Annotated in this window: 27 protein-coding genes; 9 read left to right on the top strand and 18 right to left on the bottom strand. The window is 41.3% G+C overall.

Annotation, left to right across the window (positions count from 1 at the left end; all coding sequences use genetic code 11):
• Window positions 1-79 precede the first annotated feature (79 nt).
• On the top strand, window positions 80-964 hold the full coding sequence (locus GSQ84_RS20760; protein ID WP_158799256.1) for an alpha/beta hydrolase: 885 nt from the start codon (window positions 80-82) through the stop codon (window positions 962-964).
• 17 nt (window positions 965-981) lie between these two features.
• Window positions 982-1,356 carry a DoxX family protein gene (locus GSQ84_RS20755; RefSeq protein WP_158799255.1) on the top strand — a complete coding sequence of 125 codons (375 nt, stop codon included), beginning with the start codon at window positions 982-984 and terminating at the stop codon, window positions 1,354-1,356.
• A 51-nt stretch (window positions 1,357-1,407) separates the two neighbouring features.
• Here GSQ84_RS20755 and GSQ84_RS20750 read toward each other — a convergent pair whose 3' ends face one another.
• The 3 genes from GSQ84_RS20750 to GSQ84_RS20740 all read right to left on the bottom strand — a co-directional run bounded on the left by GSQ84_RS20750 (window position 1,408) and on the right by GSQ84_RS20740 (window position 3,314).
• The gene (locus tag GSQ84_RS20750) at window positions 1,408-2,283 is read right to left on the bottom strand and encodes an aldo/keto reductase (RefSeq protein WP_158799254.1); all 876 of its coding nucleotides are present in this window, start codon (window positions 2,281-2,283) and stop codon (window positions 1,408-1,410) included.
• Window positions 2,284-2,341: 58 nt separating this feature from the next.
• Entirely contained in the window at window positions 2,342-2,716 is a 375-nt protein-coding gene (locus GSQ84_RS20745) for an AraC family transcriptional regulator (protein ID WP_158799253.1), read from the bottom strand.
• 214 nt (window positions 2,717-2,930) lie between these two features.
• Entirely contained in the window at window positions 2,931-3,314 is a 384-nt protein-coding gene (locus GSQ84_RS20740) for a helix-turn-helix domain-containing protein (RefSeq protein WP_254070938.1), read from the bottom strand.
• 179 nt (window positions 3,315-3,493) lie between these two features.
• On the opposite strand from GSQ84_RS20740, the gene GSQ84_RS20735 reads away from it, so the two are divergent.
• Window positions 3,494-4,096, top strand: coding sequence for an FMN-dependent NADH-azoreductase (locus GSQ84_RS20735; protein ID WP_158799251.1), 603 nt, complete (start codon window positions 3,494-3,496; stop codon window positions 4,094-4,096).
• A gap of 121 nt (window positions 4,097-4,217) precedes the next feature.
• On the opposite strand, the gene GSQ84_RS20730 is transcribed toward GSQ84_RS20735, so the two are convergent.
• The 4 genes from GSQ84_RS20730 to GSQ84_RS20720 all read right to left on the bottom strand — a co-directional run bounded on the left by GSQ84_RS20730 (window position 4,218) and on the right by GSQ84_RS20720 (window position 6,475).
• Window positions 4,218-4,982: an SDR family NAD(P)-dependent oxidoreductase gene (locus GSQ84_RS20730; protein ID WP_158799250.1), complete on the bottom strand. Its 765-nt coding sequence runs from the start codon at window positions 4,980-4,982 to the stop codon at window positions 4,218-4,220.
• Window positions 4,983-5,105: 123 nt separating this feature from the next.
• Window positions 5,106-5,981, bottom strand: coding sequence for a helix-turn-helix domain-containing protein (locus GSQ84_RS20725; RefSeq protein ID WP_158799249.1), 876 nt, complete (start codon window positions 5,979-5,981; stop codon window positions 5,106-5,108).
• Between the two features lie 55 nt (window positions 5,982-6,036).
• Window positions 6,037-6,150 (bottom strand): helix-turn-helix domain-containing protein, encoded by a 114-nt coding sequence (locus GSQ84_RS28475; RefSeq protein ID WP_371416411.1) that lies wholly within the window; start codon window positions 6,148-6,150, stop codon window positions 6,037-6,039.
• Window positions 6,125-6,475 carry an AraC family ligand binding domain-containing protein gene (locus tag GSQ84_RS20720; protein ID WP_158799248.1) on the bottom strand — a complete coding sequence of 117 codons (351 nt, stop codon included), beginning with the start codon at window positions 6,473-6,475 and terminating at the stop codon, window positions 6,125-6,127. The genes GSQ84_RS28475 and GSQ84_RS20720 overlap by 26 nt, the downstream gene beginning before the upstream one ends.
• A gap of 214 nt (window positions 6,476-6,689) precedes the next feature.
• On the opposite strand from GSQ84_RS20720, the gene GSQ84_RS20715 reads away from it, so the two are divergent.
• A complete protein-coding gene (locus GSQ84_RS20715) occupies window positions 6,690-6,995 on the top strand; it encodes a phenolic acid decarboxylase (protein ID WP_158799247.1) in 306 nt (101 codons plus the stop codon).
• 81 nt (window positions 6,996-7,076) lie between these two features.
• Here GSQ84_RS20715 and GSQ84_RS20710 read toward each other — a convergent pair whose 3' ends face one another.
• The 5 genes from GSQ84_RS20710 to GSQ84_RS20690 form a co-directional block, all read right to left on the bottom strand.
• Complete coding sequence (locus GSQ84_RS20710; RefSeq protein WP_158799246.1) at window positions 7,077-7,391, bottom strand: hypothetical protein; 315 nt, start codon at window positions 7,389-7,391, stop codon at window positions 7,077-7,079.
• Window positions 7,392-7,522: 131 nt separating this feature from the next.
• Complete coding sequence (locus tag GSQ84_RS20705; protein ID WP_158799245.1) at window positions 7,523-8,431, bottom strand: AraC family transcriptional regulator; 909 nt, start codon at window positions 8,429-8,431, stop codon at window positions 7,523-7,525.
• Window positions 8,432-8,473: 42 nt separating this feature from the next.
• Window positions 8,474-8,632, bottom strand: a complete 159-nt coding sequence (locus GSQ84_RS20700; protein WP_158799244.1) for a hypothetical protein — start codon at window positions 8,630-8,632, stop codon at window positions 8,474-8,476.
• A gap of 11 nt (window positions 8,633-8,643) precedes the next feature.
• Window positions 8,644-9,693: an NADP-dependent oxidoreductase gene (locus GSQ84_RS20695; protein ID WP_158799243.1), complete on the bottom strand. Its 1,050-nt coding sequence runs from the start codon at window positions 9,691-9,693 to the stop codon at window positions 8,644-8,646.
• A 675-nt stretch (window positions 9,694-10,368) separates the two neighbouring features.
• Window positions 10,369-12,444 carry a hypothetical protein gene (locus GSQ84_RS20690; protein ID WP_158799242.1) on the bottom strand — a complete coding sequence of 692 codons (2,076 nt, stop codon included), beginning with the start codon at window positions 12,442-12,444 and terminating at the stop codon, window positions 10,369-10,371.
• Window positions 12,445-12,844: 400 nt separating this feature from the next.
• Here GSQ84_RS20690 and GSQ84_RS20685 point away from each other — a divergent pair, with 400 nt between their 5' ends.
• Window positions 12,845-13,408, top strand: coding sequence for a TetR/AcrR family transcriptional regulator (locus GSQ84_RS20685; protein WP_158799241.1), 564 nt, complete (start codon window positions 12,845-12,847; stop codon window positions 13,406-13,408).
• A gap of 52 nt (window positions 13,409-13,460) precedes the next feature.
• Window positions 13,461-13,841, top strand: a complete 381-nt coding sequence (locus tag GSQ84_RS20680; protein ID WP_158799240.1) for a tautomerase family protein — start codon at window positions 13,461-13,463, stop codon at window positions 13,839-13,841.
• A 724-nt stretch (window positions 13,842-14,565) separates the two neighbouring features.
• Here the strand turns inward: GSQ84_RS20680 and GSQ84_RS20670 are convergent.
• From GSQ84_RS20670 to GSQ84_RS20655, 4 genes are all read right to left on the bottom strand, one after another.
• A complete protein-coding gene (locus GSQ84_RS20670) occupies window positions 14,566-17,805 on the bottom strand; it encodes an error-prone DNA polymerase (protein ID WP_158799238.1) in 3,240 nt (1,079 codons plus the stop codon).
• An 11-nt stretch (window positions 17,806-17,816) separates the two neighbouring features.
• Window positions 17,817-19,325, bottom strand: a complete 1,509-nt coding sequence (locus GSQ84_RS20665) for a DNA polymerase Y family protein (RefSeq protein WP_158799237.1) — start codon at window positions 19,323-19,325, stop codon at window positions 17,817-17,819.
• 4 nt (window positions 19,326-19,329) lie between these two features.
• A complete protein-coding gene (locus GSQ84_RS20660; RefSeq protein ID WP_158799236.1) occupies window positions 19,330-20,067 on the bottom strand; it encodes an ImuA family protein in 738 nt (245 codons plus the stop codon).
• A 431-nt stretch (window positions 20,068-20,498) separates the two neighbouring features.
• Window positions 20,499-21,611: an acyltransferase gene (locus GSQ84_RS20655; RefSeq protein ID WP_158799389.1), complete on the bottom strand. Its 1,113-nt coding sequence runs from the start codon at window positions 21,609-21,611 to the stop codon at window positions 20,499-20,501.
• A 164-nt stretch (window positions 21,612-21,775) separates the two neighbouring features.
• Between GSQ84_RS20655 and GSQ84_RS20650 the strand changes: the two genes are divergently transcribed.
• The gene (locus GSQ84_RS20650) at window positions 21,776-22,129 is read left to right on the top strand and encodes a hypothetical protein (RefSeq protein ID WP_158799235.1); all 354 of its coding nucleotides are present in this window, start codon (window positions 21,776-21,778) and stop codon (window positions 22,127-22,129) included.
• A 39-nt stretch (window positions 22,130-22,168) separates the two neighbouring features.
• Here GSQ84_RS20650 and GSQ84_RS20645 read toward each other — a convergent pair whose 3' ends face one another.
• Entirely contained in the window at window positions 22,169-22,960 is a 792-nt protein-coding gene (locus tag GSQ84_RS20645) for a response regulator transcription factor (RefSeq protein WP_158799234.1), read from the bottom strand.
• A gap of 243 nt (window positions 22,961-23,203) precedes the next feature.
• Here GSQ84_RS20645 and GSQ84_RS20640 point away from each other — a divergent pair, with 243 nt between their 5' ends.
• Window positions 23,204-23,989: a hypothetical protein gene (locus GSQ84_RS20640; RefSeq protein ID WP_158799233.1), complete on the top strand. Its 786-nt coding sequence runs from the start codon at window positions 23,204-23,206 to the stop codon at window positions 23,987-23,989.
• 236 nt (window positions 23,990-24,225) lie between these two features.
• On the top strand, window positions 24,226-25,575 hold the full coding sequence (locus GSQ84_RS20635; RefSeq protein WP_158799232.1) for a hypothetical protein: 1,350 nt from the start codon (window positions 24,226-24,228) through the stop codon (window positions 25,573-25,575).
• Between the two features lie 320 nt (window positions 25,576-25,895).
• Here GSQ84_RS20635 and GSQ84_RS20630 read toward each other — a convergent pair whose 3' ends face one another.
• On the bottom strand, window positions 25,896-26,648 hold the full coding sequence (locus GSQ84_RS20630) for an SDR family NAD(P)-dependent oxidoreductase (RefSeq protein ID WP_158799231.1): 753 nt from the start codon (window positions 26,646-26,648) through the stop codon (window positions 25,896-25,898).
• Between the last annotated feature and the right edge of the window lie 90 nt (window positions 26,649-26,738).

Below are 26,738 nucleotides of genomic sequence, written 5' to 3'. Positions count from 1 at the left end.
TTCAAGGATACTGCTTTCCTCCGGGAAACCCAGACAAAAGTCGACTTCGTGTGCCATAACTTTGTGTAAACAAAAACTCATGACAAGCACCCGATTAACAACAGGAGATCATTTTAAACTTTTTCTTTTCCGCAAAATAGTTATGCCGTTGGTAGAAGTGATCGGTCGTAGCAATTATCCTAAAGACACCATAACCGAATTGAGCTATGGCAACCTGCCTGATGAAAAACTGGATTATATCAAACCCAATAAACTTCCGTCATCACGTATTGCCATTGTTCATATCCATGGCGGTGCCTTTATTGGAGGAAGCAAAGGCAGGCTTTTTGCCAGGCCATTGCTGGCATTTTCTGATGCAGGATACCCTGTATTCAGCCTCAATTACCCGCTGGCACCCGAATATCCGCATCCCCAACCGTTACGCTCATTATTAAAAGCGCTGGCATTTATAAAAAAGGAATTTCCCGATTACAGCGTTATCCACCTAACCGGCGATTCTGCCGGTGGCTTATTAGCCATGATGCTGGGTATAATTTTATCGAACCCAAAATTGTTGCCGGTTTTCGATTCAATAGATGCTGCTTTATTGCCCGAAATAAAAAGCATTGTGCCTCTTTATGGTGTGTTTGATAGGGTTGAATGGATAAAAGACGGTTTCCCCCTCTCCCGGTTATTCTTTTCATTTTATGCAGGAGAAAAAGCTTTGATCAAAGAATATGTTCCACCAATACCCATAGCCCCTATGGACCTGCAATCCTTTGAGAATCTGCCCCCGGTATTTATAGTAGTTGGCTCAGAAGATAACCTGCAGCGGGTCTCCAGGATCTACGCTGAACATCTGCGCAAGCAATTTAATACGATTGAATTTAAAATTTATGAAGGTGGCAAACACGGTTTTTTTAGTGTAGGTGCCGGCAATAAAGAATTAATAAATGATCTGCTGAACTATTACAAAAAATTCTAAATCAAAATATATCAACAATGAAAACGTTAAAAATCACCTATTACATCAGTACTGCCCTTGTTGTGCTGGGCATGGCAGCTTCTGCAGCCAGCTATTTTTTTGTTCCTTCGGTTAAGGCAGCTTTTGGTCATACCGGATTTCCCGATTGGTTCCGTGTAGAGCTTGGCACCGCAAAAATACTCGGTGTACTGGCCTTAGGTATTCCTGTCATTCCAGCGCGCATTAAAGAATGGGCATATGTTGGATTTTTTATTGATTTCTTTTCAGCGTTCCTTGCGCATTATGAAACAGGCGATCCCGCTTTATGGCAGATAAGACCATTAATTATACTTGTCATCTTGATAATATCATACATCACTTATCACAAAGCGATCTTAAAAAAACAGCTATAATTTCATGAAATCAATTATCTGCTCATAATCAGCGGGATTGTCTTTAATTCCTTAACCTAAAAACTCCAACTCTTCTTTTAAAAGTGAAATGTCTGCAGCTGTTACATTTTCTTCCAGATGCTGGATAGATGTAGTGCCTGGAATAGGCAGAATCCATGCTGACTGATGAAGCAGCCAGGCGATGTTGAGCTGTGCAACAGTTACACCTTTAGCATCTGCAACCTGTTTAATTTTGTTCTGCTCAGTTGGCAAAGACGTTTGGAGTGAAAAAAAAGGAATAAATGGAATGTGATGTTTCTCGCATAAAGGCAGTACCTCACCACCCTGAAATCCGTAAGGACTTTCGGGATCAGTAAGCCGCTGCGCATAGCTATACATATTTTCTACGCTGGCAACTCTACCCATTTTGATAGCTTTGTTAAATTGATCAACGGATGCGTTACTAAGCCCTACATGTAAGATTTTACCTTCTTTCTGTAGGGCTAACATAATTGCAAGGGATTCTTCATAATCTTCCGGGCTATTGGCCGACTTTCCAAAATGCACCAGGGGCAATTGCTCTAGTTTAAGCTCTTTAAGATTATTTTCAACGCTTTTCTTCAATTCATCGGGCTTACCATATGGTTGCCAGCTTTTGTCGGCTCCTCGTTTCGCCCCTACCTTTGTAGCAATAATAAGATCAGCTGGATAAGGATACAATGCATCGGCCAGAAGTCTATTGGTTACCCCCGGCCCGTAAAAATCTGCAGTATCGAAAAAATTAACACCGAGTTCTACAGCTTTTCTCAGGAGTGCTATAGCTCCGTCGCGGTCGCGGGGCTCACCCCAGAAATCTTCTCCCGTAAGACGCATCGTTCCGTAACCTGGAGTACGAGCGGTTAGAGGGGTTGTTGTATCTGCTCCAATAGTAATTACTTTGTTTCTCATTTTGTTAGATTAAATTGTCTTAAATTGCTCTTTAGCTGAAGTATTCAAACCTATTTATCTAAATAGATTTCCTGTATGATGATGGGGTTATTCCCATGAACCTTTTAAAAAACTTGGTGAAATTTGAAACGTCATAATCCAGCCTGTGAGCAATCATGCCGATGGGCAAAGCTGTATCAGCCAATAGCTTTTTAGCTTCCACTAAAATCCTTTGCTCATAAAAGTAACAGGCATGATGCCCCGTTTCGAGTTTGATCATTTTACTCAGGTGAACGGGATGCAGGTCCATGATACCGGCGATCTCCTTAAGTTCAAGCATTTTCTCTACCCGCCCCGCCATGAAGTCGTCAAGATGGCTCTCTAAAATCTGCTTAAACTGAGCCAGGATTTCAGCTTTGCGGGAAACATAAACATCAGGTATCTTAGCTATCATTTCGTTTTGGATTACTATTACAAAAGTATATAAGAGAGTTCACACAAAATGGTGAAGAGTCAAGCTTTATTATTTATCTTTCAGATTTTAAGCTTTTAAATGAATCCATAGTACCATCTCAATAAACCATTACTAAAACCCTATAACCTTTTGACTTTGTTAAAGATACCGTCAAAAATTGCTCTTTACGCCTTTGACATTATCACCTAAAATGCTACACTCCCGGTTGCCGTCTCATGCTTTGCTTCACTTTTTCCCGGTGCTGGCCGCCCCAGGCACTAAGTTCCCCTAATACATTTTTTAAGGTGCGGCTATAATCCGTTGCTTTATAAATGATGGTTACTGGCGTTGTCGGATATACGTTGCGTGTAATGAAGTCATTCAATTCTAAATCCTTCAACTCCTTGGCTAGTATCTTGGAAGATATACCGGCAATCTCATGCTGAATTTCATTAAAACGTTTGGAAGACTGCACCAGGCTAAGGATCAAAGGCAGTTTCCATTTTCCGTTGAGAACATACAGCGCATCAAGAACGTTTTTGAGCGAGTCCGCACATTCTTCAACATTTGGAAGAACGTCATTCGTTATCATTTCCATAGTTATAAAGGTACACACTTTCCCAAACGTAAGCGCTTACCTTTGGGAAAGCAGTAACTTTTTACCAGCTGCTAACCATACTTTTGCCTCAGGTCATTCGGGCGAAAGGAACGTTTTCTATCCTCACAGAAGAATCAGACGACCCCGGAATTTAACATAGATAACATTATAACTTAATTATGAAACACATCCTTCATTTAAAATCAAGCATACAAGGTGCAACATCGTACAGCATCAAGCTGGGTCAGGCTATAGTCGAAAAAATTCAGGACAAATATCCGGGCAGTACAATAGAAGAATTAAACCTTGTTGATATTGAAATTCCGCACCTTAACCCTGCTGTTCTCCGTACATTTTTTATTCCCGGAGATCAGCTGACTGAAGAAGAAAAAGAGTCTATTCGCTTTTCAGATGAAGTAGTTAAACAGCTATTGGCAGCAGACATCATCGTCATTGGTGCGCCACTTTATAACTTTACCATTCATACAGCGTTAAAGGCCTGGATTGATCATATTACAAGGGCTGGAATAACTTTTGGTTACGGCGAAAATGGCCCTGTTGGAAAGGTAACAGGAAAAAAAGTTTATGTTGCCATGTCTTCTGGCGGTGTTTATTCAGAGGGCCCGGGTAAAGCCAACGACTTTGTTGCACCTTATTTAAAGGCTTTCCTTGGGTTTTTAGGTATGACGGATCTGACAGTATTCCGTGCTGAAGGATTAAAAGTGCCCGGTGTACAGGAACAGGCTATGCAGAAAGCAATTAACAGCATAAAGATTGAATAAAATCTTTATAGATCGTTTCACCCTATTTTGCAAACAGATAATTTCCCATAGTCACTTCAAAAAAACGGACAGCTCAAGAGGCTGTCCGTTTCTTAAATTCATAAGACCGTAATTAACGGGACTAGTGAGCAGTCTGCCCACCATCAATAATAGTTACGGAACCGTTCATAAAGGATGCCTGTGGTGAGCAAAGGAACAATACCGGATAGGCAATCTCTTCAGGTTCTGCCGGACGAGCCATTGGACTATTGGCCATCAGCGCACTCTTTATTGCCGGATCTGCCAGCCAGCGCTCTGTCATCGGAGTTCTGATTAAACCGGGAGCAATTGCATTGATCCTGATATTTTGGCTTGCATAATCAAGTGCTGCAGATTTTGTCAACCCAACTACACCGTGTTTTGCTGCTGCATAGGGTGCCATACCAGGATCAGCTACTACTCCTGCCACAGAGGCAGTATTAACTATCGCACCGCCGCCCGAAGCCAGCATAGCAGCAATTTCATATTTCATACACAAGAATACACCTTTCAAATCAACGGCAATGGTTTTATCAAAATCAGCTTCTTCCATTTCGGCAAATTTAGCCGTAGGCGGAAGGATACCCGCATTATTGAATGCCATATCTATCCTGCCGAAGTTTTTTACGGCTATGCTGATAAAGTTCTGGACAGATTCGGAGTTTGTAACATCTGTTTTTATAAAAATGGCTTTGCCACCAGCTTTTTCTATCAAGCCAACTGTTTCTTCTGCTGCAGGACTCACATCCCCAATTACCACCTGTGCCCCATTCCTGGCAAAGGCAATTGCAGTAGCCCTACCAATTCCTGTAGCCGCTCCTGTAATTACGACTATCTTCCCTTCGTAACTAAATTTTATTGTTTCCATATATAAATCTGAATTTAACACAGGTAATGCTGTGCATCAGTTGTTTCCAACCGAAACTAACACAGCAAAATTAGGAGTTTGACAGTCGCAAAAATGGTCATATCCAGCCTTTTCGTGATACTTTTAAGATCGAATATGAAGCATTCTGAACTCTTTTGGGGTCAGCTGACTATGATTTTTGAAAAATTTAACAAAGTTAGTGGCTTCATCATAGCCCAAATCGGAAGCAATTTCTTTGATACTTAAGTTAGAATATAACAATTGTCTTTTAGCTTCCAGCAAGATCCTTTCCAAAATGAACTGTTTTGGAGTTATCCCAAGTATCTCTATCGTCGCCAGGCCTAGTCTTTTTTCTGTAAGCAGCATTTGCCCCGCATAAAATACGACATTCTTCTGCACCCTAAATCCCTTCTCCAATAAACTACGAAAAGTTTTTACATAAACCAGACTACTGTTTAGCACCGGTTCAAACCCGTCCGTGGTTATTTTGTTCCTTTCCGAAACCAACAGCAACCCATAAAGAAGATGACGCAGGATATCAGCCCGCAGCACGTGGCTTTCTCCACCAAGCTCTTGATCCATCATAGCCACAAAAGAAGAAAATGCTTTTTCCTGATCACCAAGCTGAATAATGGAATAGGGAAACAGATTATGAAACAATACGTTATTTTCCAGATAAGCCGCATCCTTTTCAGTTCTGTCAAAGAAGCTTTTGTGAAAAACAATCACCTTTCCCTCCTGGTCTTTCCTTGTATCAAATCGTTGTATGGTATCCTCATTAAGAAACAGAACAGTATTTGCAGGCGTTTCTACCTCAATGAAATCAACAATATGTTTAGTATTTCCCTTTTGAAACCAAATAATGGTATAGAAATCTGTGCGATGAAAAGAGGTGATAACCTCCCCAACAGTAGCATATAAATCACTTAATTGATGTACCTCCAGCCCGCTTACCAGCCTTTGCCCAAGTTTAAAATTAATTATAGAGGAACTTTTCATATGATGTTACTAATTGGGTGGCTATTTTAACTCCATGACATCCCACTCACTTAAACTAAGATATTTTAACATATTCTGTTGGCCTGATACCGGTGAAACTCATGAAAACATTACTAAACGTACTGGGACTTTCATAACCGACTTTAGCAGCAACAATGTTGACATTCATGTAAAAGATTATTTACTGTATATACCCCGGCTTCCTCAAAAAACTTTTCCTGCTCATCGGTCTGATCAAAATAGATTGTAAACATCACAATCTGAGAATTATTTGTCCATATTCTATGCGTAGTATGCTTTGTTATCCAGATGAAATGCTCTACCGGAAGAAAATAATGGTTATCATCGGTATAAATGTTTTGGGTGCCTTTTTGAGCATAAATAAATTGTCCTTTATGATGAGCATGAAAAGGGGTATCAATCTCACTTCTTTCTGAAGCAGAACAATAGGCACCAAACTTAAACGTATTGACATCTTCAAATTTTGAATACATAGATAACCGGTTAAAATCGAAAAATATTGACGATAATACGGTCTTAAAACATAGTAAAGGTACTAAATTTAGGATTGGCACGAATGAACAGATATTTGACCAAAGCTATCAAAACGTCATTGGTATTAGCTGGTAAATTTGCTTATTGAAAAGCAGGAACATTTATGTAGATAAAGCTTTTCATTCCCCTATTTTAAAATTAAAAATTACTGTTATGGAAGATTTCTTAGGTTCCCACTTTATTTACACTTACGCAAATGGATGGGAATATGAATTGTACGTTAAAAATGAAGATACGATTGACTATCTTATACAGAGTGGAATGGTTGCCGGACGGTGGGTCAAAGACCAGAAAGTTGATTTGGTTAAATTGACTAAAGGTGTTTTTAAAATTTCATGGACAGAACCAACTGGTACCGCTGTAAGTTTAAACTGGATGCCAGAAGAGAAAAAAATGCATGGTATAATTTTCTTTCCAAAATGGGTTCATGAACATCAAATGCTACCACTGCGAAGCTAAAATAAAGAACATTTTTAAGCCCGACCCGCAATAACCAGGGTATATATAATGGGGACAAATTATAAATTTAAAGTCCTTATCCTAGGCCTGGTTGTTGCGCAACATGGGCACTACCACCCATATAACGATGCTATGCGCAACTAATGAAAGTGCTGCCGTAAACACCAGTATCATCACTTTTTTCGTTGTACTGTCAAAATAGTCAAGAAAAGCAGAACGGCCGGAACCGCTGTAAAGTAGGGCGAGTGCAAAAACAAATAAACCCGTTATCCATAACGTTAAGTGAGAATAAAAATAACGTTTACGGGCAAGTTTGGATTGAGGAAAAGCAGTAAATAATAAGGCTACATGAGCAATAAAAAAGATAATACTGGCTAATATCAAAATGTAGAACATAGGCGTTTAATTTTTACAAATATAAAAACATCCTGATAATTCATAAAAATTCAGCTTAAAAATTGACAATTTCAACAATAAAGGTTGTCAGAGATAAACTTCCACTCTTTTTTTTTGGAATAGAATAATATTTAGTTAAAAGACTTCCTGAAAATGTTTGGTGATATATTCGCATAGCGTTTAAACAACTTGTTAAAAGACTGGGGGTGCTCGAACCCTAATTGATAAGCTATCTCCGCAATAGTTAGCCGGGTGGTACTTAAAATCATTTTGGCCTTTTCAACTAAGCGGTCATGGATTAACTGCTGCGCACTTTGCCCGGTTAAAGACTTCAGCATATCTGTCAGATATCTTGGTGAGACATGAAGATGTTCAGCTACCTCATGAACTGTTGGTATACCACCAAGCTGCTGCGTGAAACGGGCTTCAAGATAGCTATCCATCTGGCTGATCAGGTCATGATGGAGCGCTTTGCGGGTAAGAAATTGCCTGTTGTAAAAACGATTACTATAATTGAGTAACAATTCGATCTGGGAAACCAGCACATCCTGGCTAAACGTATCCATATTGTTCTCCAATTCGGCAGCGATATTTTCAAAGAGGCCGGTGAGTACTTTTTTCTCTTTTTCTGAAAGGAACAATGCTTCGTTTACGGCATAAGAGAAAAAACCATACTGATGGATATTCTTCCCCAACTGGTAATTCCTGATCAGGTCGGCATGAAAACATAAAGTGTAACCGTCCTCATAACAGCTTTCTTCGGAGGACATGGTTATCAATTGATTAGGCGCCAAAAATGCGAGTCCCCCTTCCTCAAAATCATAATGCCCTTGGCCATATTTTATCTGTCCGCCAAAATCCTCTTTAAAAGAAACTTTATAGAAATCCAGCAAAAAACTTCGTCCGGCGTTTGCACGGCTTACCCTGTCGTCATCGTATTTCACCAGCGCCACTAATGGATGCAGCGGTTTAGGCATACCCAGTTCCCGCATAAATGCGGAAATGCTTTTGAAGATAGCAGGTTGTGATTTATCTTTCATGATTTAGGCTAATTTAATGTTTATTTCGTGAGATTATTTGAATTACCACAGAGTGACTTCAACTTTATCCTGCCATTCGAAATTCCCTACTCTCTTCGCTATCAGCCACTGGTTATTCTCCCTAACATATTCATCCTGATAAACAGCACCTATGCAGGTCTTCATTTTTTCGCCATTTTCTATACCGATCAGGGTGACCATACAGTAGCACGTTATTCTTTGGCTACTGTAAGAACAATCTTACCCCGAATGTGCCCATGGGCAGCCCGCTCATGAGCTTTTTGAGCATCGGCAAGCGGAAAGGTACTGTCGATAGCCACACGCACTGTTCCATTATCGAGCAGTTTTGCCAGTTCCTCAAGCTGCGCACCATCTGAGCGCACTTGTGTCATCGACACCGTGATATCCAGCTTTTTGGCCTCCTCAGCGTCGGAAAAACCAAAAAACACCGGAAATAAAGCTCCTCCTGATTTTAACGAGCGTAAGAAACGACTAGTCTCGGCCCCCCCAAGCGTATCGAGTACCAGATCAGCATCGTTGATCATATCCTCAGGACGGTTTTTGGTATAATCGATAAATTCATCGGCGCCAAGATCCCGCAGAAAGGACTCATGGCCGCCGGATGCCACCGCGATGACATGCGCACCTTTCAATTTTGCCAGTTGAACAGCAAAGTGCCCTACTCCCCCTGCGGCACCGTTAATCATTACCTTCCTACCGTCCAGCGGTACCGGATGATGCATTTCGGGTTGAAGCGGGTTTGGGTGATTGTGACCAAGCTCAACCAGGAACTGCCATGCGGTAAGGATAGCCATTGGTACGGCAGCGGCATGGATGTGATCGATGCCATTAGGTTTTTGCGCCAGGTCTGACGCCGGCGCGGCTACATACTCGGCATAAGCAGCGCTCTCCCCATAACTGGGAAAGCGGATCATGCCAAAAACTTCGTCGCCAACGGAAAAGGATTTAACATCCGCAGCTATTGCCGCTACTACGCCTGATACATCTGTTCCCGGAATGGCTGGCAGGGGTATCTCTGGCCTCCAATCTGGGGGAAGCATCTTGTAACCTTCCCGTAAATACCAGTCAGGAGGATTAATGCCAACTGCGTGAACGCGAATAAGTACCTCTCCCGCTTTCAGTTCGGGAACCGGGGCTTTCTCGTAACGTAGTGTTTCAGGGCCTCCAAATTCGTGCAGCCTGATCGCATTCATTACCTTCGCACTTTTAATATTTTCAACTCTGTCTTCAAATTGTTTCATCTTTTTGTATTTTAATTAGCCAATGATATTCAGGGATCAATTTGATGGATAGCTAAAAATTAAATAGCCCTCTTTTTTATCAAATCACTCTCTTCTTGTAGCCCAAAGGTCAGTAAACAGCTAAACCAAAAGTTAGCCTATGCTGTAAAAGATGTAGCCAGAATCACAACAGATTACGATGAGTTGTCAATCATTAAACGAATAAATTCATTTAACTTTGATTATGGCAATGATTAATGACTTCGAAAATTACCTGCGGTCACAAGGCAGGCTCAGCGAAAGCGAAATTTCCATCATGGCTTCACTGGTCATTTCCCGAACGCTTAGTCGTCATGAATTTTTATTACACGAAGGGGAAGTATGCAGCATAAGGTCTTTATTGTGCATACCGTTGTCAGCCTATCGCCAGCAGATGCTCAGGCTCATTTCGGCCCCCTGGCATTTTTGCAGGCGTAGATATTTCTACCTCAAGTCAGTTGACAAGGCAACGTTTAGATTGGCATACAACTGGCCCGGGACTGATTGAGGACCTCGAACAGATAAAGTATTCATAACTGTGTCTCAGTTTTTCTATTATACAAACGCTTTAGCTGCATTAAAGATGCTAAAGCGTTTGTAGCTGGAGATTAACAGATAGAATTTATTTCAAGCTTAGTTTTTCCAGAATAATGACGACTATAAGGCCGGCTTCAGTCCTTCATATTTAACTGTCCAGCTGCCATCTTTAGGAAAACCCGGTGCTGCGCCTGTCGAGCCATCCCAGCCGGCGGCCATCATAGCCACAGCATACAGTAGTCCGCCATTACTTGGAAAATACGGAAAAGGAGAAACTCCCCCACCAGAAAGTCCGTGCTCATCCCAGGTAAAGCCTGGATAGTTTAATAAGAAGTCTACTGCCTTATCGGGGTGGCCCAGGCGCGCTGCAGACATAGCCAGCATAGGAAAATCCCAACCCCAGGTATAGTCAAATTTCCATTTATTTTCTACCGCAGTCAGCGTACTGTCCATTGTTTTCACATCCACTCCATCGCCAGGAAGCATACCATAGGCACCGATTAAAGCAGGATGTTCAAAATTGTAGACAGACCACATATGATAAATATTTTCCCAGGAAACATACTTGCCTTCCTCTTGCGGAAGCGCAGATAAGCCCGCCAGCACTTCTTCATACTTTTTATTTGGAGGTAAGCCCAACCGCTTATCCCACTCCAGGGCCAAACGTAAACCCGTACGCCAATAACTCAACTCAAACGTTGGATTGATTGTGGTTCGCGGGTTGGCATTTTCAGACACCACCTGTAGCGGATAACCTAAAATATAACGTTTTTCACGCTTGTTATATACAGGATAGGAAGCCATGAAATCAGCGGTTCGAAGAACTACGTCCTTCCATTTATCCAGCGTTTGTTTTGTTGGTTTACTCCTGTATTCCAGCTCCGCAAAAAAGATGGGATGAGGCTGCTGCCAGATCAGCAAAGGATTGATTTCATTGGGCCACTCCCATCGCTCATGATCGCCAAGTGTTTTTGGCCAGCGCACACCTGCATAACCTTGTTCCTTTGCTTTAGGTGCATAAAAATTCACATCGCTACGGTAGATGTGGGTTAATTTATCCATTTGAGGCAGTCTGCCCCAAAGTGCATAATGGGCTGCATGCCACCAGATCATCTCAAAGTGGTATTTACCATACCAGCCATTGTTAACCAGGCCGCTTTCCTGTGGAGGTAGCTGACCAGCTTCATTGACCTCCATTAAATATTCTGAAAGCACTATCCGGCGCTCCAGCTCTTTCCATCTCGTATCTTTACTTTGCGATAAGTCAATTGCCCCACCCGATTGCCAGAAGTCCTGCCATTTTTTTATACTGGCTGCTTTTGTACTTTCAAAGGTTACCGGCGGATTAGCGGTTTTATCGTTGTCAAATTCTAAAACTACTTCCAATGATTTTCTGCCCGTTGGCGCAAGCAGAAAGTCATGCGGTTTGCTATTAACGAGTTTTCCGCCGCCCTGCCAATTCAAGCGCACATTAAACTGCGTGCTGTCCAATTGCCGGTGAAACGATGCCTGCGAAGACGAGATCTGCGCCGTTGTTGTATGTTTGTCCGGACTATTAAAGTCGGCCCCGTTACTAAACTCTACGTTTGCAGCATAAGGAAATCTGAGCTCCAGCATCACCTGGCCATCGTTCAGATCTGACGCCTCAATTTTCACTGCTATAGCATCTCTGGAAGGATATCCTATGGTAGTAACTTTTATTTTTTTGCCATCTACCGTAAAATTACTCACCGCAATACCAGTCCATAAATCCAGGTTCTGAACAGGATCTTGTATTTCTTTTAAGGTGACCACCGATCCATCTTTTCTTTTGAATACAAACCCAAGCCTGCCAAGGTTTAACCTTTGAGGGTTTGCCCGCATCCATTGATATAAATCCTGCTCTTTTTCATTTTGAATGTCATAACGTACCTGGCGCCCTTGTGTATCCCATTCACGTCCTTTATATTGGTAAGGATCTGTACCTGCGGGCAGTTTAAATTTATGCCAGCCCCAGTTAGACATTGTATTGGCATCATCGTTAAAAGTTTGAAGCCCCGTAAAATCAAAGCCAAACGCAAATTGCCCGTTTCCAACCTGCGTTGGCCCTTTAGACTCTTTATCAGTAATATGCAGGTTATGACGGCTCACTAAAGCCTTCCGGTCTATTTTTTGGCATAATGCCGGTAATGATGCCCCAATTAGGATTGCTATCATCGCAAATGGCAGTAGCTTTACCATTAATGGTTTTGTTTTTCCGGTCCTTAGCATAAATCTCTTGATCATATTAATAGTTGTAAAAACGGATTGGTTAAATACCTAAGTAAAACTGCCATTTTGGTTTTAACAAACGTTAAGCCGGTCAATTCCAGTTTCCTTATCACTTATTCTCATGCCATTCAAATATCATTAACTTTAAGAGAATAATGAAGTTTTTAAACCTATTGCCTTTATTGGTAACGGGTATCTTTGCTACTACTTTATTTCCTGACTATTCATTCGCTGTTTTGCACTGGTTGCCGAAAGCACATTCACTTAGATAGTCAGCGAATTGTTATAAAATTACGTTATAATTTAACAGACTTGTAAGTTAACTTATCAAGCCTATCTTTGAATTATGAGACCAGTAGTAGTATTAGACAAAATTATGGATACGGCCGACAGGCTGTTCTATGGACAGGGCTTTAATCTAACAGGCATCAATCAAATTATTGAGGAAGCCGGCATTTCTAAGCCATCACTATACAATCACTTCAAATCGAAAAATGACTTGCTTCTTGCCTATATGGATCAGCTTTATGCCAAATGGTTTGCTGATTTAGATACCTATAGTGCCAATTTTGAATCTCCTTTAGAGAAAGTTATAGCTTTATTCGATTACCGGATCAACAGACAAATTACATCAGGATATAAAGGCTGCGCCTGGAATAAAATTGTGAATGAAGTTGCAACATCCGAGTTAGGAGTGTTTGAACGTGCGTCAAAATTTAAGAATGACTTAAGAATTCGAATTGTAAATCTTGTTGGTCAATTAAATCGTCCTATCGATAAACTCTTAAATGATGAAGAGTTGGTCGAGGTGATTTTCTCGGAACTGGAGTCAGGGGTCTTGATGTCTCATATTACAAAATCGAATGATTCACTGGAAAACGCTAAAAATATAGTTCGTAAACTGGTTTAAACAGATAGATACTTATAGTGGAATAATTTATTAATCTTTAAATTTTAAAAATATGCCGTTAATTACTGTAACCTCTTTAAAGGGTAGGACAAAAGAAGAAAAACAAAAAATCGGAGATGCAATTCAAAAGGCTTTGGCTGAAGCCGGCACTCCGGAGGCAGATCGTTTTCAACGTTTTTTTGACATGAACAAAGAAGATCTGATTTATGACAAATCTTACCCGGATATGGTTGAAGAACGATCCGATAAATTCATCATCATTGAAATAATATTCACCATAGGAAAAAGCGAAAAAATTAAAAGAAAGATCCTTACGACACTGAATTCAGAACTTGAAGCGCTATCAATTGCACAAAAAGACGTTTTGGTGATTTTTCAAGAGAATGCCTGGGTAACCTGGGACTATACTGGTGGACAAGTTTTACATGCGTAAATTGCCACTGAAATTGTACTTCCGCTATTCATAATTGGACCGCTTCCTACTTTGTAGCGGAGTAATCATTCAAAACCAATAATTCGACCGTGGGTCGAATTATTGGTTTTGAATATTAACCTGAACCGAAAGTTCGTAGGACCAGAATTTACAAGTTATCCAAAGTCTCGCCGTTTTATACCAGTAAGGGGAATTACAAATGAGTTACCTTTTCCCCTGATAAATACAAATACTCCTTCTCGTCATTGGCAAACACGATACTGTAATTAACCGCAATTTTATTCACTGTTGTCTTTTCTGGCTGAAGTGTAAATGTTCCGGTCTGTACCAATTTACCACTTTTTATACCTTGGCGATTAAAACGTGCTTGTTGCCATATTTTCATTAAAGGTTAACCCTGCTTTCCATGTTAGCTAATCCAAGTCTAGTCCAACTCTAGTCCAAGTTTACTGCATGTTTTTTTTTAATAAACATGGACTAGGGTTGGTAAGATGATCAAATAAATTTGGATTCACTAAGATTTAATATTAACTTAAACTATAACCAAACAATATGTAAAACTTAATAATTCATCATGAAAAACTTTAAGGGGAAGCATAATGAAAAATGGGCGCTCCCCGTATGCAATAACACCCCTATCCTTAGATCCTTATCAAAAAGGATCAACCAGAATAAACACTTTGTTTAAATATTAGCTTGTACAACATTTCGAAAGATCTAAAGATCACTTAAAATTCCTGCCCCCATAGAAAGCATCTTTAGCCGTTTTCATCCCATCTTCCCGCACTTGCGAACGTTTATTCTCCACTGGATAAGGCGAGGATATTATAACTGACTGCGATGAAGTAAGTACGGGTAAATCATCTGCTTCCCGCTGTATCAGTTTGCCAAGCATCTTAGTTAAATCCACACACTTACTTACAATAACATGTACCACCTCTTTTTCACGCTGCAAACGACCTTCAACCATCAATAATTTAGCATGCAAAATTTCTTTTCTATACTTTTCGAACAGCTTTTCAAAAACTACTAAATTAACAAAGCCTGTTTCATCTTCAATGGTGATAAAACAAACCCCGCCAGCAGTTCCGGGTCGCTGACGCACCAAGACCAATCCGGCAACTTTCACCAGTTGTCCGGCAGTTACATCCTGGTTGATTCCATGACAGGATAGCGCACGAAGCATTTCCAGCTGGCCCCGGATAAAACTTACCGGGTGCGCTTTGAGTGAAAGTCCTATAGCAGCATAGTCCTGTACCACATGTTCTCCTTTACTCATTAGCGGTAATTCCACCTGTGTTTCCAACACACTTTCCGAAGGCTGTCCCTTGAACAATTTTTCTGGCATATCCTGTAAGGCAGACACTTCCCAAAGCGCCTTCCTCCGGTCAAAACCCATCGAGCGAAAAGCATCCGCATCGGCCAAACGTTCCAATACAACCAATGATATACCCGCATCACGCAAGGCAGTAATACTCTGGTAACCTTCTCCACGGCCAGCTACCAAACTCTCTATCTCTCCCTCCCTCATTCCATTAACCTGTCTGAAACCTAAACGGACCGCAAAATACTTTCCGGATTTCTCTTCCAGTGAATTGTCCCATTTTGAATAATTTACATCCACCTCCCTTACTTCAACGTTATGCTTTTGTGCATCTATGACAATCTGCGCAGGCTGATAAAAACCCATTGGCATACTGTTTAACAAGGCGGTAGAAAATACATCAGGATAATAGTGCTTTAACCAGCAGGACACATAAACCAGTAAGGCAAAACTTGCCGCATGGCTTTCCGGAAATCCATAACTCCCAAACCCTTCCAGTTGTTTAAAAATTCGTTTTGCAAATTCAGGAGTATAACCTTTACTTACCATACCATCGACCAATTTTTTTTCATACTGGTTCACCAGTCCCTTAAACTTGAAGGTAGCCATACTGCGCCGTAAACCATCTGCTTCAGCTGGCGTAAAGCCAGCTGCGACAATTGCAATTTTCATGGCCTGCTCCTGGAAAAGGGGCACACCACATGTCCTGTGCAAAATTTCATATAGCTCCTTCGACGGATACTCAGTCGGCTCTTCTTTATTGCGCCGTCTTAGATAAGGGTGCACCATATCACCCTGTATAGGTCCCGGACGTACAATGGCCACTTCAATAACCAGGTCGTAAAAACACTCGGGCCGCAGCCTGGGCAACATGGCCATTTGCGCCCGGCTTTCAATCTGAAATACACCTAAGGTATCTGCTGCACTGATCATTTGATAAACTTCCTTATCGTCCTCCGGGATATTGGCTAAAGTAAAGTTCAATCCATAATGGTCGCGGCACAAATCAAAAGCCTTACGGATGCAGGTCAGCATGCCCAGGGCCAGAACATCTACCTTTAAAAATCCCAGGGCATCAATATCATCCTTGTTCCATTCAATATTTGTCCGGTCTGCCATTCGTGCATTCAGGATCGGACACAAATCACTCAGCTTGCCATTGGTCACTACAAATCCCCCGGTATGCTGCCCCAACTGTCTGGGAAACCCCATCATTTGAGCAGTCAAATTCAATGTCTTTTTCAAATGCGGATCATCAGGATTTAATCCCTGTTCCGTTAACCGCTTAGCATCAAACCATTCATCGGTATACTCCCAGAGTGAACCCGAAAGCCTGTCGATCGTATCTGCAGAAAGTCCCATTGCTTTACCCACATCCCGGAAAGCCCCTTTTTGGTGTTGCTGCGTAACTGTTGCAACGATTGCTGCCCGGTCTCTTCCATACTTGTTATAAACGTACTGCATGATTTCTTCACGCCGTTCATGTTCAAAGTCTACATCAATATCAGGAGGTTCATTTCTAACAGAGGAGATGAAACGTTCAAAAAGTAAATCAAACTTCATGGGGTTAACAGAGGTAATTCCCAGACAAAAGCAGATCGCTGAATTAGCAGCAGATCCCCGCCCCTGGCATAAAATCCCCCGGCTGCGCGCCTCACGGACAATATCCTCCACAAAAAGGAAGTAGTTCGCATAATCCATCTCTTTTACAAAGGCCATTTCATGGTTAACCATATTGATTACTTTCTCCGGGATGACTTCACCATAAAACTCATGGCCGCCCTTCCAGGTTAAGTACTCCAATTCTTCCAATGGGCTTCGCCCGCTTTTGTTAATTTCCTCCGGATAAACATATTTCAGTTCATCCAGCGAAAAAGTACAGGCCTCAGCAATCCGCAGGGCGTTTTTAATTGCTTCGGGATGATTGCGGAACAAGCGATATATCTCCGCTACCGGCTTTAAATAACGTTCAGCATTTTGGTGTAAGCGAAAACCGGCCTCCTGAACCGTACATTTCTCACGGACACAGGTTAGGACATCCTGCAACTCCCTTCGCGAAGGTTCATGATAATGCACATCACCTGTGGCTACAACAGGAATAGTAAAACGATCAGCAAGCTGGGAAACCCGAAAGATAAGCTTATCGTCGTTCCCCAGATAGGTACGGGTTGCGGCCAGGGAAAGCTGATTGCCCAGGGCCTCCCGATATTGGGCAATGGAGTCAATAAAAGAATCTTCAAACTCAAAACGCCGGTTTAGTGCGCCGGGCATTACTGCAGTAAACAAAATACCCTTTGCATGTTCATACACATCTGAACGGGAAATGTGACAGGATCCTTTTTCCGCACGCAGATTACCTTTGGTAAGCAATGCCGACAATCTGCCATAAGCCTCAATATTTGTAGGGTAAGCCAGCAGGCTCGGGCCATCCAGCAAATCCAGCCTGCAACCTGGAATCAAATTGATTTGTTTTTCACGGCAGGCCACATGCGCCCTTACTATGCCAGCCAGCGTATTGCGGTCTGTGATCGCTATTTTTTTATATCCTAAAGCAGCCGCCTGATCTACCAGTTCATTTGCATGGGAAGCCCCGCGCAGAAAACTAAAATTAGAGGTTACCTGCAATTCGCTGTATTCCATTTTTCTATTTCTTAAGCAAAAAAACCATGAATGAACCACTTATATTTCTGATTTTCGCCATAGTGCCCCGAACGAAATAACCAGTATCGTTGGCCTTTATCATCTTCCACCTGGTAATAATCCCTATGTTCTCCTTTATCCAGCCACCATTCCCGCTCTATACGTTCGGGTCCGTCGGCCTTAACTACAAAATGCTGTACCCCTTTATAAATAAAAAATTTGGGCGGATGATCCGGGATCAGGGCCATCACTTCTATCGGATCTGGCCGCCCAAGCAATTCTGTTGGGCGGGGCTTTTCCGTTTGCCATGACCTGGCCGGTTTTTCTGTAACGGAAACCGCCACCTGCAATGAACGCTCCGGCCAGTGATGTGCAGCTGGTAAATAACGGTGAATAACATCCAGTCCTACCTTGCCCGCCACCCTATCCAGTAAGCGGATTACACTTTGATCATCCAAACCCGGTTTTGCCGTCCACATGGCTTCCTGCGGCACTTCCGCGTCATCTACCCTGGGGGCATCCAGCACAAAAAGCTCAATCCCCAGCGCAGGCTTGATCTGGTCAATTTTTAATTGGAAAAGTTTAAACAAATGGCTTACGCTATGCGTAGCCCCGCTGGTGCCGATAGCTACCTGCACTACATGACCATCAATACGATATCCGGTCAGTATCCCCGTACGTAATCCCTTACCTTCAGCCTGTAAGCGCTTACATAGATTTTCCAGTAACCTGGTGATAGCAATCTCAATTCCTGTCCGCGTTTTGATCGGCTCTAAACAGGGTAACCTCTCCTGGAATGGCACAGGAACCTGTAAAGGCTGAAGTACTTCCTCTTCAGTACCTAACGCCTGGGCCAGTCGTAATAAAAAATCTTCACCAAAACGCCTGCGGAGTACTGAACGTGGCATGCCAATAAAACTTTTAATCTGGTAAAAACCGAGCTTCTGCAGTTTTATCAGTACAGGCTCTTCCAGCCGAAGCGCTTCGGGAATAAGAGAAAGTAAAGCTTCTGTATGACCGCCTTCAGGAATCAATGGCGTAATTTTACCAAACCGGGACACTGCCCAGGCAGCACCCGGCGTATCGGCAATAGCCAGTCTAACAGAGTAACCTTTACTTTTTAGCCTGGAAATAATTTCTTTAAGGTATTTCTTTTCGCCGCCCCAAAGGTGTGCGCAGCCGCTTACGTCCATCAACAATCCATCCTTTGCGTATTCATCAATGGCTACGATAGGTGAATACCGTACACACCACTCCCCAAGACCGCGGAGCAGTTTTAAAGAACGCCCAGGCTTGTCATCAAGCACCTCCAATCCCGGACAGATCGCTTTGGCATCTGCTGCCCGCATTCCTACCTCAACACCAAAACGCTGTGCTACTGAACTGATAGCGGTAATCAGCATTCGCCCATGGTCAGGCGCTGCAAAAACAAAAGGCACCTCCGCAAGTTCCGGGCGGCGTATAAGCTGCCAGTCTGCCAGAAGATGGCCAAACCATATGGAAACAAAACGTTTTTGCATAAAGTTATCCAATTTTACGATCCTGCCGCTCAGACCATATGCTTTCTTTTTTCAACGGGGCCACATCCACAAAAGCCTCTCCAGCCCATTCCAACACCCAGCTGCCGGGATTCCCATTACGGACTTTTAGTAAATCAACCTGCCAGCGAGGGAAACCCAGACCAGGCATACCTTCCTCAGCATTACTGGGCAATGGACTAATCTGCCATCGTGCAGCAGCAACGGTACTGGTCATTTTACGGGCATCCTTACGCAGGATAAAACCCGTCACTCCGCTTTCTTCTATGGCCAATTGTAATCTCCGCGATTCAATCAGGCTCAACTGGTTGCACTCAGCCACTACAGCGGCAAGCCCTTCACATTTAAGCGCCTCTTCCATGATCCATAGCACCTCTTTTTCTGTTTTCACATCTATAAAAATGACACGTTCAGGTGCTACATTGAATGTTCGTAAAGAAGCTGGAAACAAACGCCTTGACGTGCTGATCCATATACATGCAGCACCGCCCTCCATCAGCACGGCAAGCAATCCAGCAATGAAACCATCACTGGCCGCCGCATGCTCAGAATATACAGTAATGAATTCATGAATCGCCCGTTTGGGAAAAACCCCACCAGGAAAAGCATTTTCTATTACTCCAAGCCCTATCTGCCCGGTAGTAGCTACCGAAACAGGCTTATAACCCTGCCATAGCAGAATATCCTGCTTTAGCTTATACACCAATTCACTTTTCGTTTCCATAAGTTAAAGCTAAAAATAATTACTATTTTTTTTAGTAAATCTTTTTATACAACAAATATAAACTAATTTTGTTAGTATTTTAGGTCATTTAAATATTTGGAGTCGTTAAATCTTAGCAGGGCTTGATTAAATGCACAGCATTGACTAAGGTAATTGAATCATAAATAATTTATTATCAATTAAATACTGAGATGTATTTTAGGGAAGGCTGCAGATCAAGAATAATTTGTATTTCGCTTCAAGCTGAAAAAATAGATTAGCGTAAACACTATTAATGATGAAGAGCGTAATGTATTGAATTACTATTTAAAGCGAAGCAGCCAATTTTGCCATTGCATCATCATACTTAATATCTACATCTTTTGAGGGATAGAATTAATGCTCTTATTCCACAACAGGATGTGGATTATGCGAAAGTTTCAGCAAATATTTTAGATACCACCGGCTTGTTGTCTGGCAAGCCTTTCTTTATTTTTACCGCTTAGATATTTCCTTACTGGGATATCGTAAATTACCATGACCAGGTACGCAAATCCAACTAATAGGATTAGACTGGGTATAATAATAAGGGCTAACTGCATAGCGCCTGGCTTATGACTGGTATAATAGTTACCGAACATCCATAATACAGCATAATGTGTCATGTACAATGGATAAGAGATATTCCCGGAAAATACACAAAGCTTTTTTAAAGCAGGTGTTAACGTAGCCCCTGCACCCAAAGCTACCAGTAATGGAAAATAAAATAGGACTACTAAAAGTTCTGAGAACCAACTCCATTTTGGGAATGGCATAATGAAGGTCAGGAACAATAACACAGCCAGGCTAAAAAACCCCAGCTTGTTTTTGATGATCCAGTTGTAACGATAAATGAGCAATCCTGCTAAAAATGAATAGGATATCCTGGCGCATCCCTCCCAAAAGGTTGGACCGCTCCAGCCGCCCAGTAAATTTCCTGCGCGGTAAGCTACAAAGGAAATGGCCACCGCTGCAATGATAGTGAGCAACAGCAAAAAAACGCGGTTAACCCGATAAAGAACAAATCCGTAAACGATATTGGCAATATATTCCCAAAATAACGACCACGCCGGTGCATTGAAGCTGAACAGGTTAAAACCACGATCTTCCATCGCAGGTAAGGGAATAAGCAGTATGGAACAAAAGAAAGTCAAAATGATTTTACCGGTGCTATACAATTCGGGATGACCACCAAATGGGTCGAACAAAAATGCCAGCAGGCCTAATACCGATCCTGCTATAACCAGCGGCTGCAGTCTGATGATCCTTGCTATAAAAAACTGGAAAGTGCCCATTTTTGCCATACGATTATCATAGGCATATCCGATTACAAATCCCGAAAGGCAGAAGAAAAAATCGACAGCCAAAAAACCATGTCCTATAAAGTTCCTGCCATCATCGCCATATGCCCATTCCATAAAATGAAACGTTACAACAGTCAGGGCAGCAATGCCCCTTAATCCATCGAGAATTTCGAAATGCTGTTTTGGCGGAAGAATCGTCGCGGTAGTTTTGTTTGTATCCATCATAGCTGTTGCCGCAAGCTATCTAAATTATTGGTTCAAACAAAATTGGTTTTTTTTCAAAAGCTATTCGGAGCAGAAGCGAAATGAGTTGCTCAGGTTATAAACCAAAAATTCATATATTTATTTAAAATTTATTGGTTTTACATTTATAATTGAAAGTAAATATGAAATTTTTGTCACTTGAGCCGTTTATTCCATCGGGGAGCAATTTTGAAGGTTCAAAAGAATTTTTCCAGGAATTGGGTTTTCATATCAATTGGGAAGTAGCCGGTTATGTTGGTTTTCAACGTGACGAATGCCGTTTTATACTACAACAATTTGACAATGTAGAATTTGCCCAGAATTTTATGTTAAGCGTGAAAGTTGAGAATGTTGAAGAATTCAGGAATAGCATACTGGACAGCAAATTACCAGAGAAATACGGCATCCGCATTGGGCAGATTATTCAGCAACCTTATGGCATGGAAGTCAATGTAATTGATATTGCAGGAGTTTGCTGGCATTTCGTACAGCAGTAGAATTTTCACAAATACTGAGCATTAGCATAGTGCAGCCTATCAAATCAACCCTGCCCTATGCGCAAAGCCTACCAGCGCAACCCCGTTTGAAGCGCCTGTTTTATCCTGCATATTTTCCCGGTGTCTTTTTACTGTTTTCTCGGAAATATTTAACTTTTCAGCAATCATCTTGTTGCTAAATCCATCACTCATCAAGCAGAGAATCTCCCGCTCTCTTTTAGAGATAAGTGTATCCTCTTCATTGATATAAAACACTTTTCTGAACCTCAGTTGTTCTTCCTGCTCTCCGCTTTTTTCCAGCTTATGCACTGTTTGAATGATCCGTTTGTCTGTGTGAATATCTGTGATATCAACCAATATCCCTACACTGAACAATGGGTGGCCATGATCATCTGAAATGAAAAAGTTTTTCTGGAGAAACTCAACAAATCCTCCTTTTTTACCGCGCACTAAATAGGTATAGGAAAACACATATTCTCTATGCTCTTCTGATGGAATATGATCAAGAATAGCCAACCTGGCGGGAAAAATTTTACAATTGAACAGATCCAGATGCCGAGGATGGATAATTTCCAAGGTTTGTGCTAATCCATTTCTGGTAAAACACTCCGAAGAATAACCGGCAAAATTATCGGTCATGCTTAAGTAACACCTTTTCGTATAATCCAGAATATACGTGTAAGGCATATTGTTCCTAAAGAATGGATAGTTAACAAATGCTGAATTATATAAGCTGACAAGCGCTGAAACTTCCTTGTGCTCCATTTCTCCGGTTTCATGCAGTAATGAATCCAAATAATTTAACCAGGTTTTTATTTTGTTTGAGCGCATCAAAATTAATTGTTTTCTGACCCTATTCAAAAATGGGCATAAAGCCCCATTGCATGATATAAATTTATAAAATAGTTTCGATAATTAACATTTTTAAACAGAAATATTTAACAAATTATTTCAAATAAAAATAACACCTGAAGAAATAGTCTATAAAAAGCATTTTATATCGATTTAGCTATTCTCTTCTACTATAAAGCACAACAGACCGCCTTAAGTATTCACCTTAAAATTAAACCAGATATGTCTTTTAAAAACTCTTTTGACCGCCTCTTTATAAATACCAGCTTTTTTATTTCCCTGATCACCCTTAGCGTCTATTCGCAGGCACAAGAATTGTCGGTATTCAGATCAGTACACACAAGAGTTGGAATTAATACACTGGGGAGTTCCCCAGATAATAACCTATCCCCCAAACAAAATATTTTGAAAGGGAATTACGGCGCATCCACTGGTTTTGTATTTGAATCCGGCAAGATCTTTTATTTCCAGGAAAGCTACCGGGGAACAGAAATGAACTATGGTCTCGACTGGACCTTTGTTTCCCTGAATTACAATGAGATGAACCAATGGAACAAATACGGGAAATTAGCTGTTTCACAGGATTATGCGATCAGAGGTTCGAGGATCACTGCCGCAATTTCTTCTAAAGTTGGCCCGGTGATATCTTTTAATCCGATTGAAAAAGTAGTTGTTGATGTGCGTGCACAGCTTGCCCCTACCTTCAGGCTTTTTGACTTCAGCTATTATGCGAACACGGACACACCTGGCTCAGATTACTTTTCTTTTAAAAATTCGAAGCAGGCAAATAATGACGCTAATCCTGAATCTCTTAAAAACAGGGTTGGATTTGGACTTCAGGAAAATTTCGGGGTCACCATTCGCCGAAACATCATTGGCCTTTCTTTGGATTATATAACTGGAAAAGTGAAAGCCAATTATGAAGCCCGGGATAACAATGTAACTACAAATGGAAAGATAAAGATACCGGCACATCAATTACAAGCAAAAATTTCGGTCTTTTTCTAAATAGTGTTTTTAGAAAAACCGCTAAAAAAGAATTTGGTAATGAATCACTACTTTAAGCAGTTAAATAGCAATCATAAAGAAGATCGTTCAAACCTAAATTGACAGCAGTTATTAAAAGTCGCTTTAGTACAAATAACTGCGAGGAGAATTTTATGAACGATGAATAGATTAAAACATCTTTTGCTACTTTTCCCCTGCTGATCAACATCTAATTGATCTTTCACCAAATATAATTTATGCCTGAAATTACACTTTTGGATTACTTGTTATTGCCATTTTATTTATGGATGATTTATAAGATGGCCTATTATTACCGTGATCGATACTATCCTCAGGGTCATGCCTGCAGACCCTATTTTATACCCGGACTTACCGTAAAAATTGCTGGTGCCGTATTTATTGGCATGTTTTACAATTACTACTATGGCGGAGGCGACACCTTCAATTATCTTTTTCATTCACAGCTCATTAACTCTACCTTTTTGGAGTCTCCTGCTGCCTGGCTAAGGCTGATCACCCATCAGGCAGACGAAAGCAATGGCATTGATGCGAAGGCCTTATCAGCCATGTACTGGTATGACGATCCGGCTACCTACACCACCTCTTGCCTGGGGGCGATGATTGGAATTTTCTGCTTTACCAAATACCTGGTCATTAATATTTTTATTGCCGTCATTTCTTTTACAGGCATGTGGCTGATGTTCATCACCTTTGTGGGGCAGTACCAAAAGCTCATTAAATACATTGCCATAGCTGTTTTATTTATGCCAGGTCCTGTAGTTTGGGGATCCGGCTTATTTAAAGACAGCTTTTGCATGTTTTCCATTGGCTGCTTGATTTATTCCTTTTACATTCTTTTTGAAATCAGAAAGTTTAAAATATGGCTGATATTGTTGTCCCTGGTATCCATTGCTCTATTGGCATTAATTAAAGCTTATATATTGGTTGCCTTGTTCCCATTTTTATTGTTTAAGATCATATTGGTCTATAAAAAGAGAGCTGCTTTAAACCCCAGAAAAAGAGTGGCCTTTTATATAGGCTTTAGCCTCTTTTTATTAGTGGGGATATTTGTACTTAAAAAGTCAGTAGTGTACCTAACGGCTTTTAGTGCAGATAATGTGATGGAAACAGTGGTACGGCAAAAAGATTATCTGTTGCAGGTTTCACTGGACCAGGATGGCTCTGCCTATGATCTGGGAGATTTTGAACCATCCATAGGCGGAATGTCAAGAATGATTGTGCCAGCAGTGAACGTAGCCCTGTTCCGTCCTTATTTATGGGAATCCAGGAGCATTATCCAGTTGTTTAACGCAATGGAATCATTGGGTGTATTATTGTTAACCTTTTATCTGTTATTCAAAAGGAACATCTTTAAAACCCTTAAAAACATTTACCAGGATCCAAACCTTATACTCTGTTTTTTTTTCACATTGGTATTTGCTTTTTTTGTAGGCATATCCAGTTATAATTTCGGTACGCTTTCCCGCTACAAAATACCTTGTACACCATTTTACATGCTCTTTTTAATGATACTGATCTTTAAAGATAAGGCTGAAAAGGGGTTTAAACTTCAGGAAAAAAACTAAGCCATGAGAGTTTGAGCGGGTACAAGAAATATGCCCCCCCATTTACGCATGGCGTCTATTAAAGGTATATAGTTTTGGGTTAAAACCTTTTGAGTCATGGAAACAAGCTGCCAAGAACATAAAGGGAGAAATCATTCAAAATTCGGGGCATTATATTGCAGAAGACCAGTCAAAATTGCTTTTACATGTGTTAATTCCTTTTTTTAAAGTTTAAGCAAATCATGACATGCATTTGGCTCAATAGCTAAATCCATCAACATTTCAGTCATGTTGATGGATTCAGATCGCTTACACTTTCAAATAAGATGTCTACCAATAACTTATATCCAACCGCCTGACGCGTTAATGCGGTCTCCTGTTACCCATCCTGCCGCATCAGAAGCAAGGAATACAACAACTTTAGCTACATCGTCAGGTTGCCCTATACGGCCCAATGGTGTGATTGAAACAACATGTTTTTCCATCTCGCCTCCAAAAAAACCTGCACTATGAGCACCTTCTGTTTCGGTAGCACCGGGAGCAACAGTGTTTACGCGTATTTTACGGGCACCTAGTTCTTTAGCCAATCCTTTAGTTAACGCATCCAATGCAGACTTAGTTGCACTATAGAGACTGCTATTGGGTCCGGGATTTAAACTTGCACCAGAACTGATATTGATGATACTGCCGCCTGTTTCCGGAAAGTAATTTAAGGCCTGCTGTGTGGTGAGGATAGGTCCAAGTACGTTGGTATTAAACTGATTGTGAAAATCTTCCTCAGAGATCCCCTCGATTGGAGCAAATGTGAAAACCCCTGCATTGTTCACTACAATGTCAATGAAGCCATAAGTGTTTTTCGCTAATTCAAAAAGTCTTTTTACGTCTTCCAAATGAGCCACACTCCCCTGAACAGCGATGGCCTCACCGCCATCAGCGATAATTTCCGAAACAACACGATCTGCACCAGCCTGGCTGCTGGCGTAGTTTACCACCACTTTTACCCCTTCCGCTGCAAGCCCCTTAGCTATACCCGCGCCTATTCCTTTAGATGCACCTGTAACAATGGCTACTTTTCCCTTTAATTTTAAATCCATTTTATTTAATTTGAATATTTCTATGAATATTTAATAAATACCCCTTCGGGTACCTATCTATGCTTATTTTTACTAAAGCAATGTTCGGGA

The organism is Pedobacter sp. L105, assembly GCF_009765875.1.
Taxonomy (GTDB): Bacteria; Bacteroidota; Bacteroidia; order Sphingobacteriales; family Sphingobacteriaceae; genus Pedobacter.
The sequence above is the reverse complement of the archived record's forward strand: the minus strand, read 5'-3'. Positions and strand labels throughout refer to the sequence as shown.

Excerpts from the sequence above, each read along its gene's own strand:
- GSQ84_RS20760 (WP_158799256.1), top strand. The coding sequence starts at position 80 with ATGACAAGCACCCGATTAACAACAGGAGATCATTTTAAACTTTTTCTT.
- GSQ84_RS20755 (WP_158799255.1), top strand. The coding sequence starts at position 982 with ATGAAAACGTTAAAAATCACCTATTACATCAGTACTGCCCTTGTTGTG.
- GSQ84_RS20750 (WP_158799254.1), bottom strand. The coding sequence starts at position 2,283 with ATGAGAAACAAAGTAATTACTATTGGAGCAGATACAACAACCCCTCTA.
- GSQ84_RS20745 (WP_158799253.1), bottom strand. The coding sequence starts at position 2,716 with ATGATAGCTAAGATACCTGATGTTTATGTTTCCCGCAAAGCTGAAATC.
- GSQ84_RS20740 (WP_254070938.1), bottom strand. The coding sequence starts at position 3,314 with ATGGAAATGATAACGAATGACGTTCTTCCAAATGTTGAAGAATGTGCG.
- GSQ84_RS20735 (WP_158799251.1), top strand. The coding sequence starts at position 3,494 with ATGAAACACATCCTTCATTTAAAATCAAGCATACAAGGTGCAACATCG.
- GSQ84_RS20730 (WP_158799250.1), bottom strand. The coding sequence starts at position 4,982 with ATGGAAACAATAAAATTTAGTTACGAAGGGAAGATAGTCGTAATTACA.
- GSQ84_RS20725 (WP_158799249.1), bottom strand. The coding sequence starts at position 5,981 with ATGAAAAGTTCCTCTATAATTAATTTTAAACTTGGGCAAAGGCTGGTA.
- GSQ84_RS28475 (WP_371416411.1), bottom strand. The coding sequence starts at position 6,150 with ATGAATGTCAACATTGTTGCTGCTAAAGTCGGTTATGAAAGTCCCAGT.
- GSQ84_RS20720 (WP_158799248.1), bottom strand. The coding sequence starts at position 6,475 with ATGTATTCAAAATTTGAAGATGTCAATACGTTTAAGTTTGGTGCCTAT.
- GSQ84_RS20715 (WP_158799247.1), top strand. The coding sequence starts at position 6,690 with ATGGAAGATTTCTTAGGTTCCCACTTTATTTACACTTACGCAAATGGA.
- GSQ84_RS20710 (WP_158799246.1), bottom strand. The coding sequence starts at position 7,391 with ATGTTCTACATTTTGATATTAGCCAGTATTATCTTTTTTATTGCTCAT.
- GSQ84_RS20705 (WP_158799245.1), bottom strand. The coding sequence starts at position 8,431 with ATGAAAGATAAATCACAACCTGCTATCTTCAAAAGCATTTCCGCATTT.
- GSQ84_RS20700 (WP_158799244.1), bottom strand. The coding sequence starts at position 8,632 with ATGGTCACCCTGATCGGTATAGAAAATGGCGAAAAAATGAAGACCTGC.
- GSQ84_RS20695 (WP_158799243.1), bottom strand. The coding sequence starts at position 9,693 with ATGAAACAATTTGAAGACAGAGTTGAAAATATTAAAAGTGCGAAGGTA.
- GSQ84_RS20690 (WP_158799242.1), bottom strand. The coding sequence starts at position 12,444 with ATGATAGCAATCCTAATTGGGGCATCATTACCGGCATTATGCCAAAAA.
- GSQ84_RS20685 (WP_158799241.1), top strand. The coding sequence starts at position 12,845 with ATGAGACCAGTAGTAGTATTAGACAAAATTATGGATACGGCCGACAGG.
- GSQ84_RS20680 (WP_158799240.1), top strand. The coding sequence starts at position 13,461 with ATGCCGTTAATTACTGTAACCTCTTTAAAGGGTAGGACAAAAGAAGAA.
- GSQ84_RS20670 (WP_158799238.1), bottom strand. The coding sequence starts at position 17,805 with ATGGAATACAGCGAATTGCAGGTAACCTCTAATTTTAGTTTTCTGCGC.
- GSQ84_RS20665 (WP_158799237.1), bottom strand. The coding sequence starts at position 19,325 with ATGCAAAAACGTTTTGTTTCCATATGGTTTGGCCATCTTCTGGCAGAC.
- GSQ84_RS20660 (WP_158799236.1), bottom strand. The coding sequence starts at position 20,067 with ATGGAAACGAAAAGTGAATTGGTGTATAAGCTAAAGCAGGATATTCTG.
- GSQ84_RS20655 (WP_158799389.1), bottom strand. The coding sequence starts at position 21,611 with ATGGATACAAACAAAACTACCGCGACGATTCTTCCGCCAAAACAGCAT.
- GSQ84_RS20650 (WP_158799235.1), top strand. The coding sequence starts at position 21,776 with ATGAAATTTTTGTCACTTGAGCCGTTTATTCCATCGGGGAGCAATTTT.
- GSQ84_RS20645 (WP_158799234.1), bottom strand. The coding sequence starts at position 22,960 with ATGCGCTCAAACAAAATAAAAACCTGGTTAAATTATTTGGATTCATTA.
- GSQ84_RS20640 (WP_158799233.1), top strand. The coding sequence starts at position 23,204 with ATGTCTTTTAAAAACTCTTTTGACCGCCTCTTTATAAATACCAGCTTT.
- GSQ84_RS20635 (WP_158799232.1), top strand. The coding sequence starts at position 24,226 with ATGCCTGAAATTACACTTTTGGATTACTTGTTATTGCCATTTTATTTA.
- GSQ84_RS20630 (WP_158799231.1), bottom strand. The coding sequence starts at position 26,648 with ATGGATTTAAAATTAAAGGGAAAAGTAGCCATTGTTACAGGTGCATCT.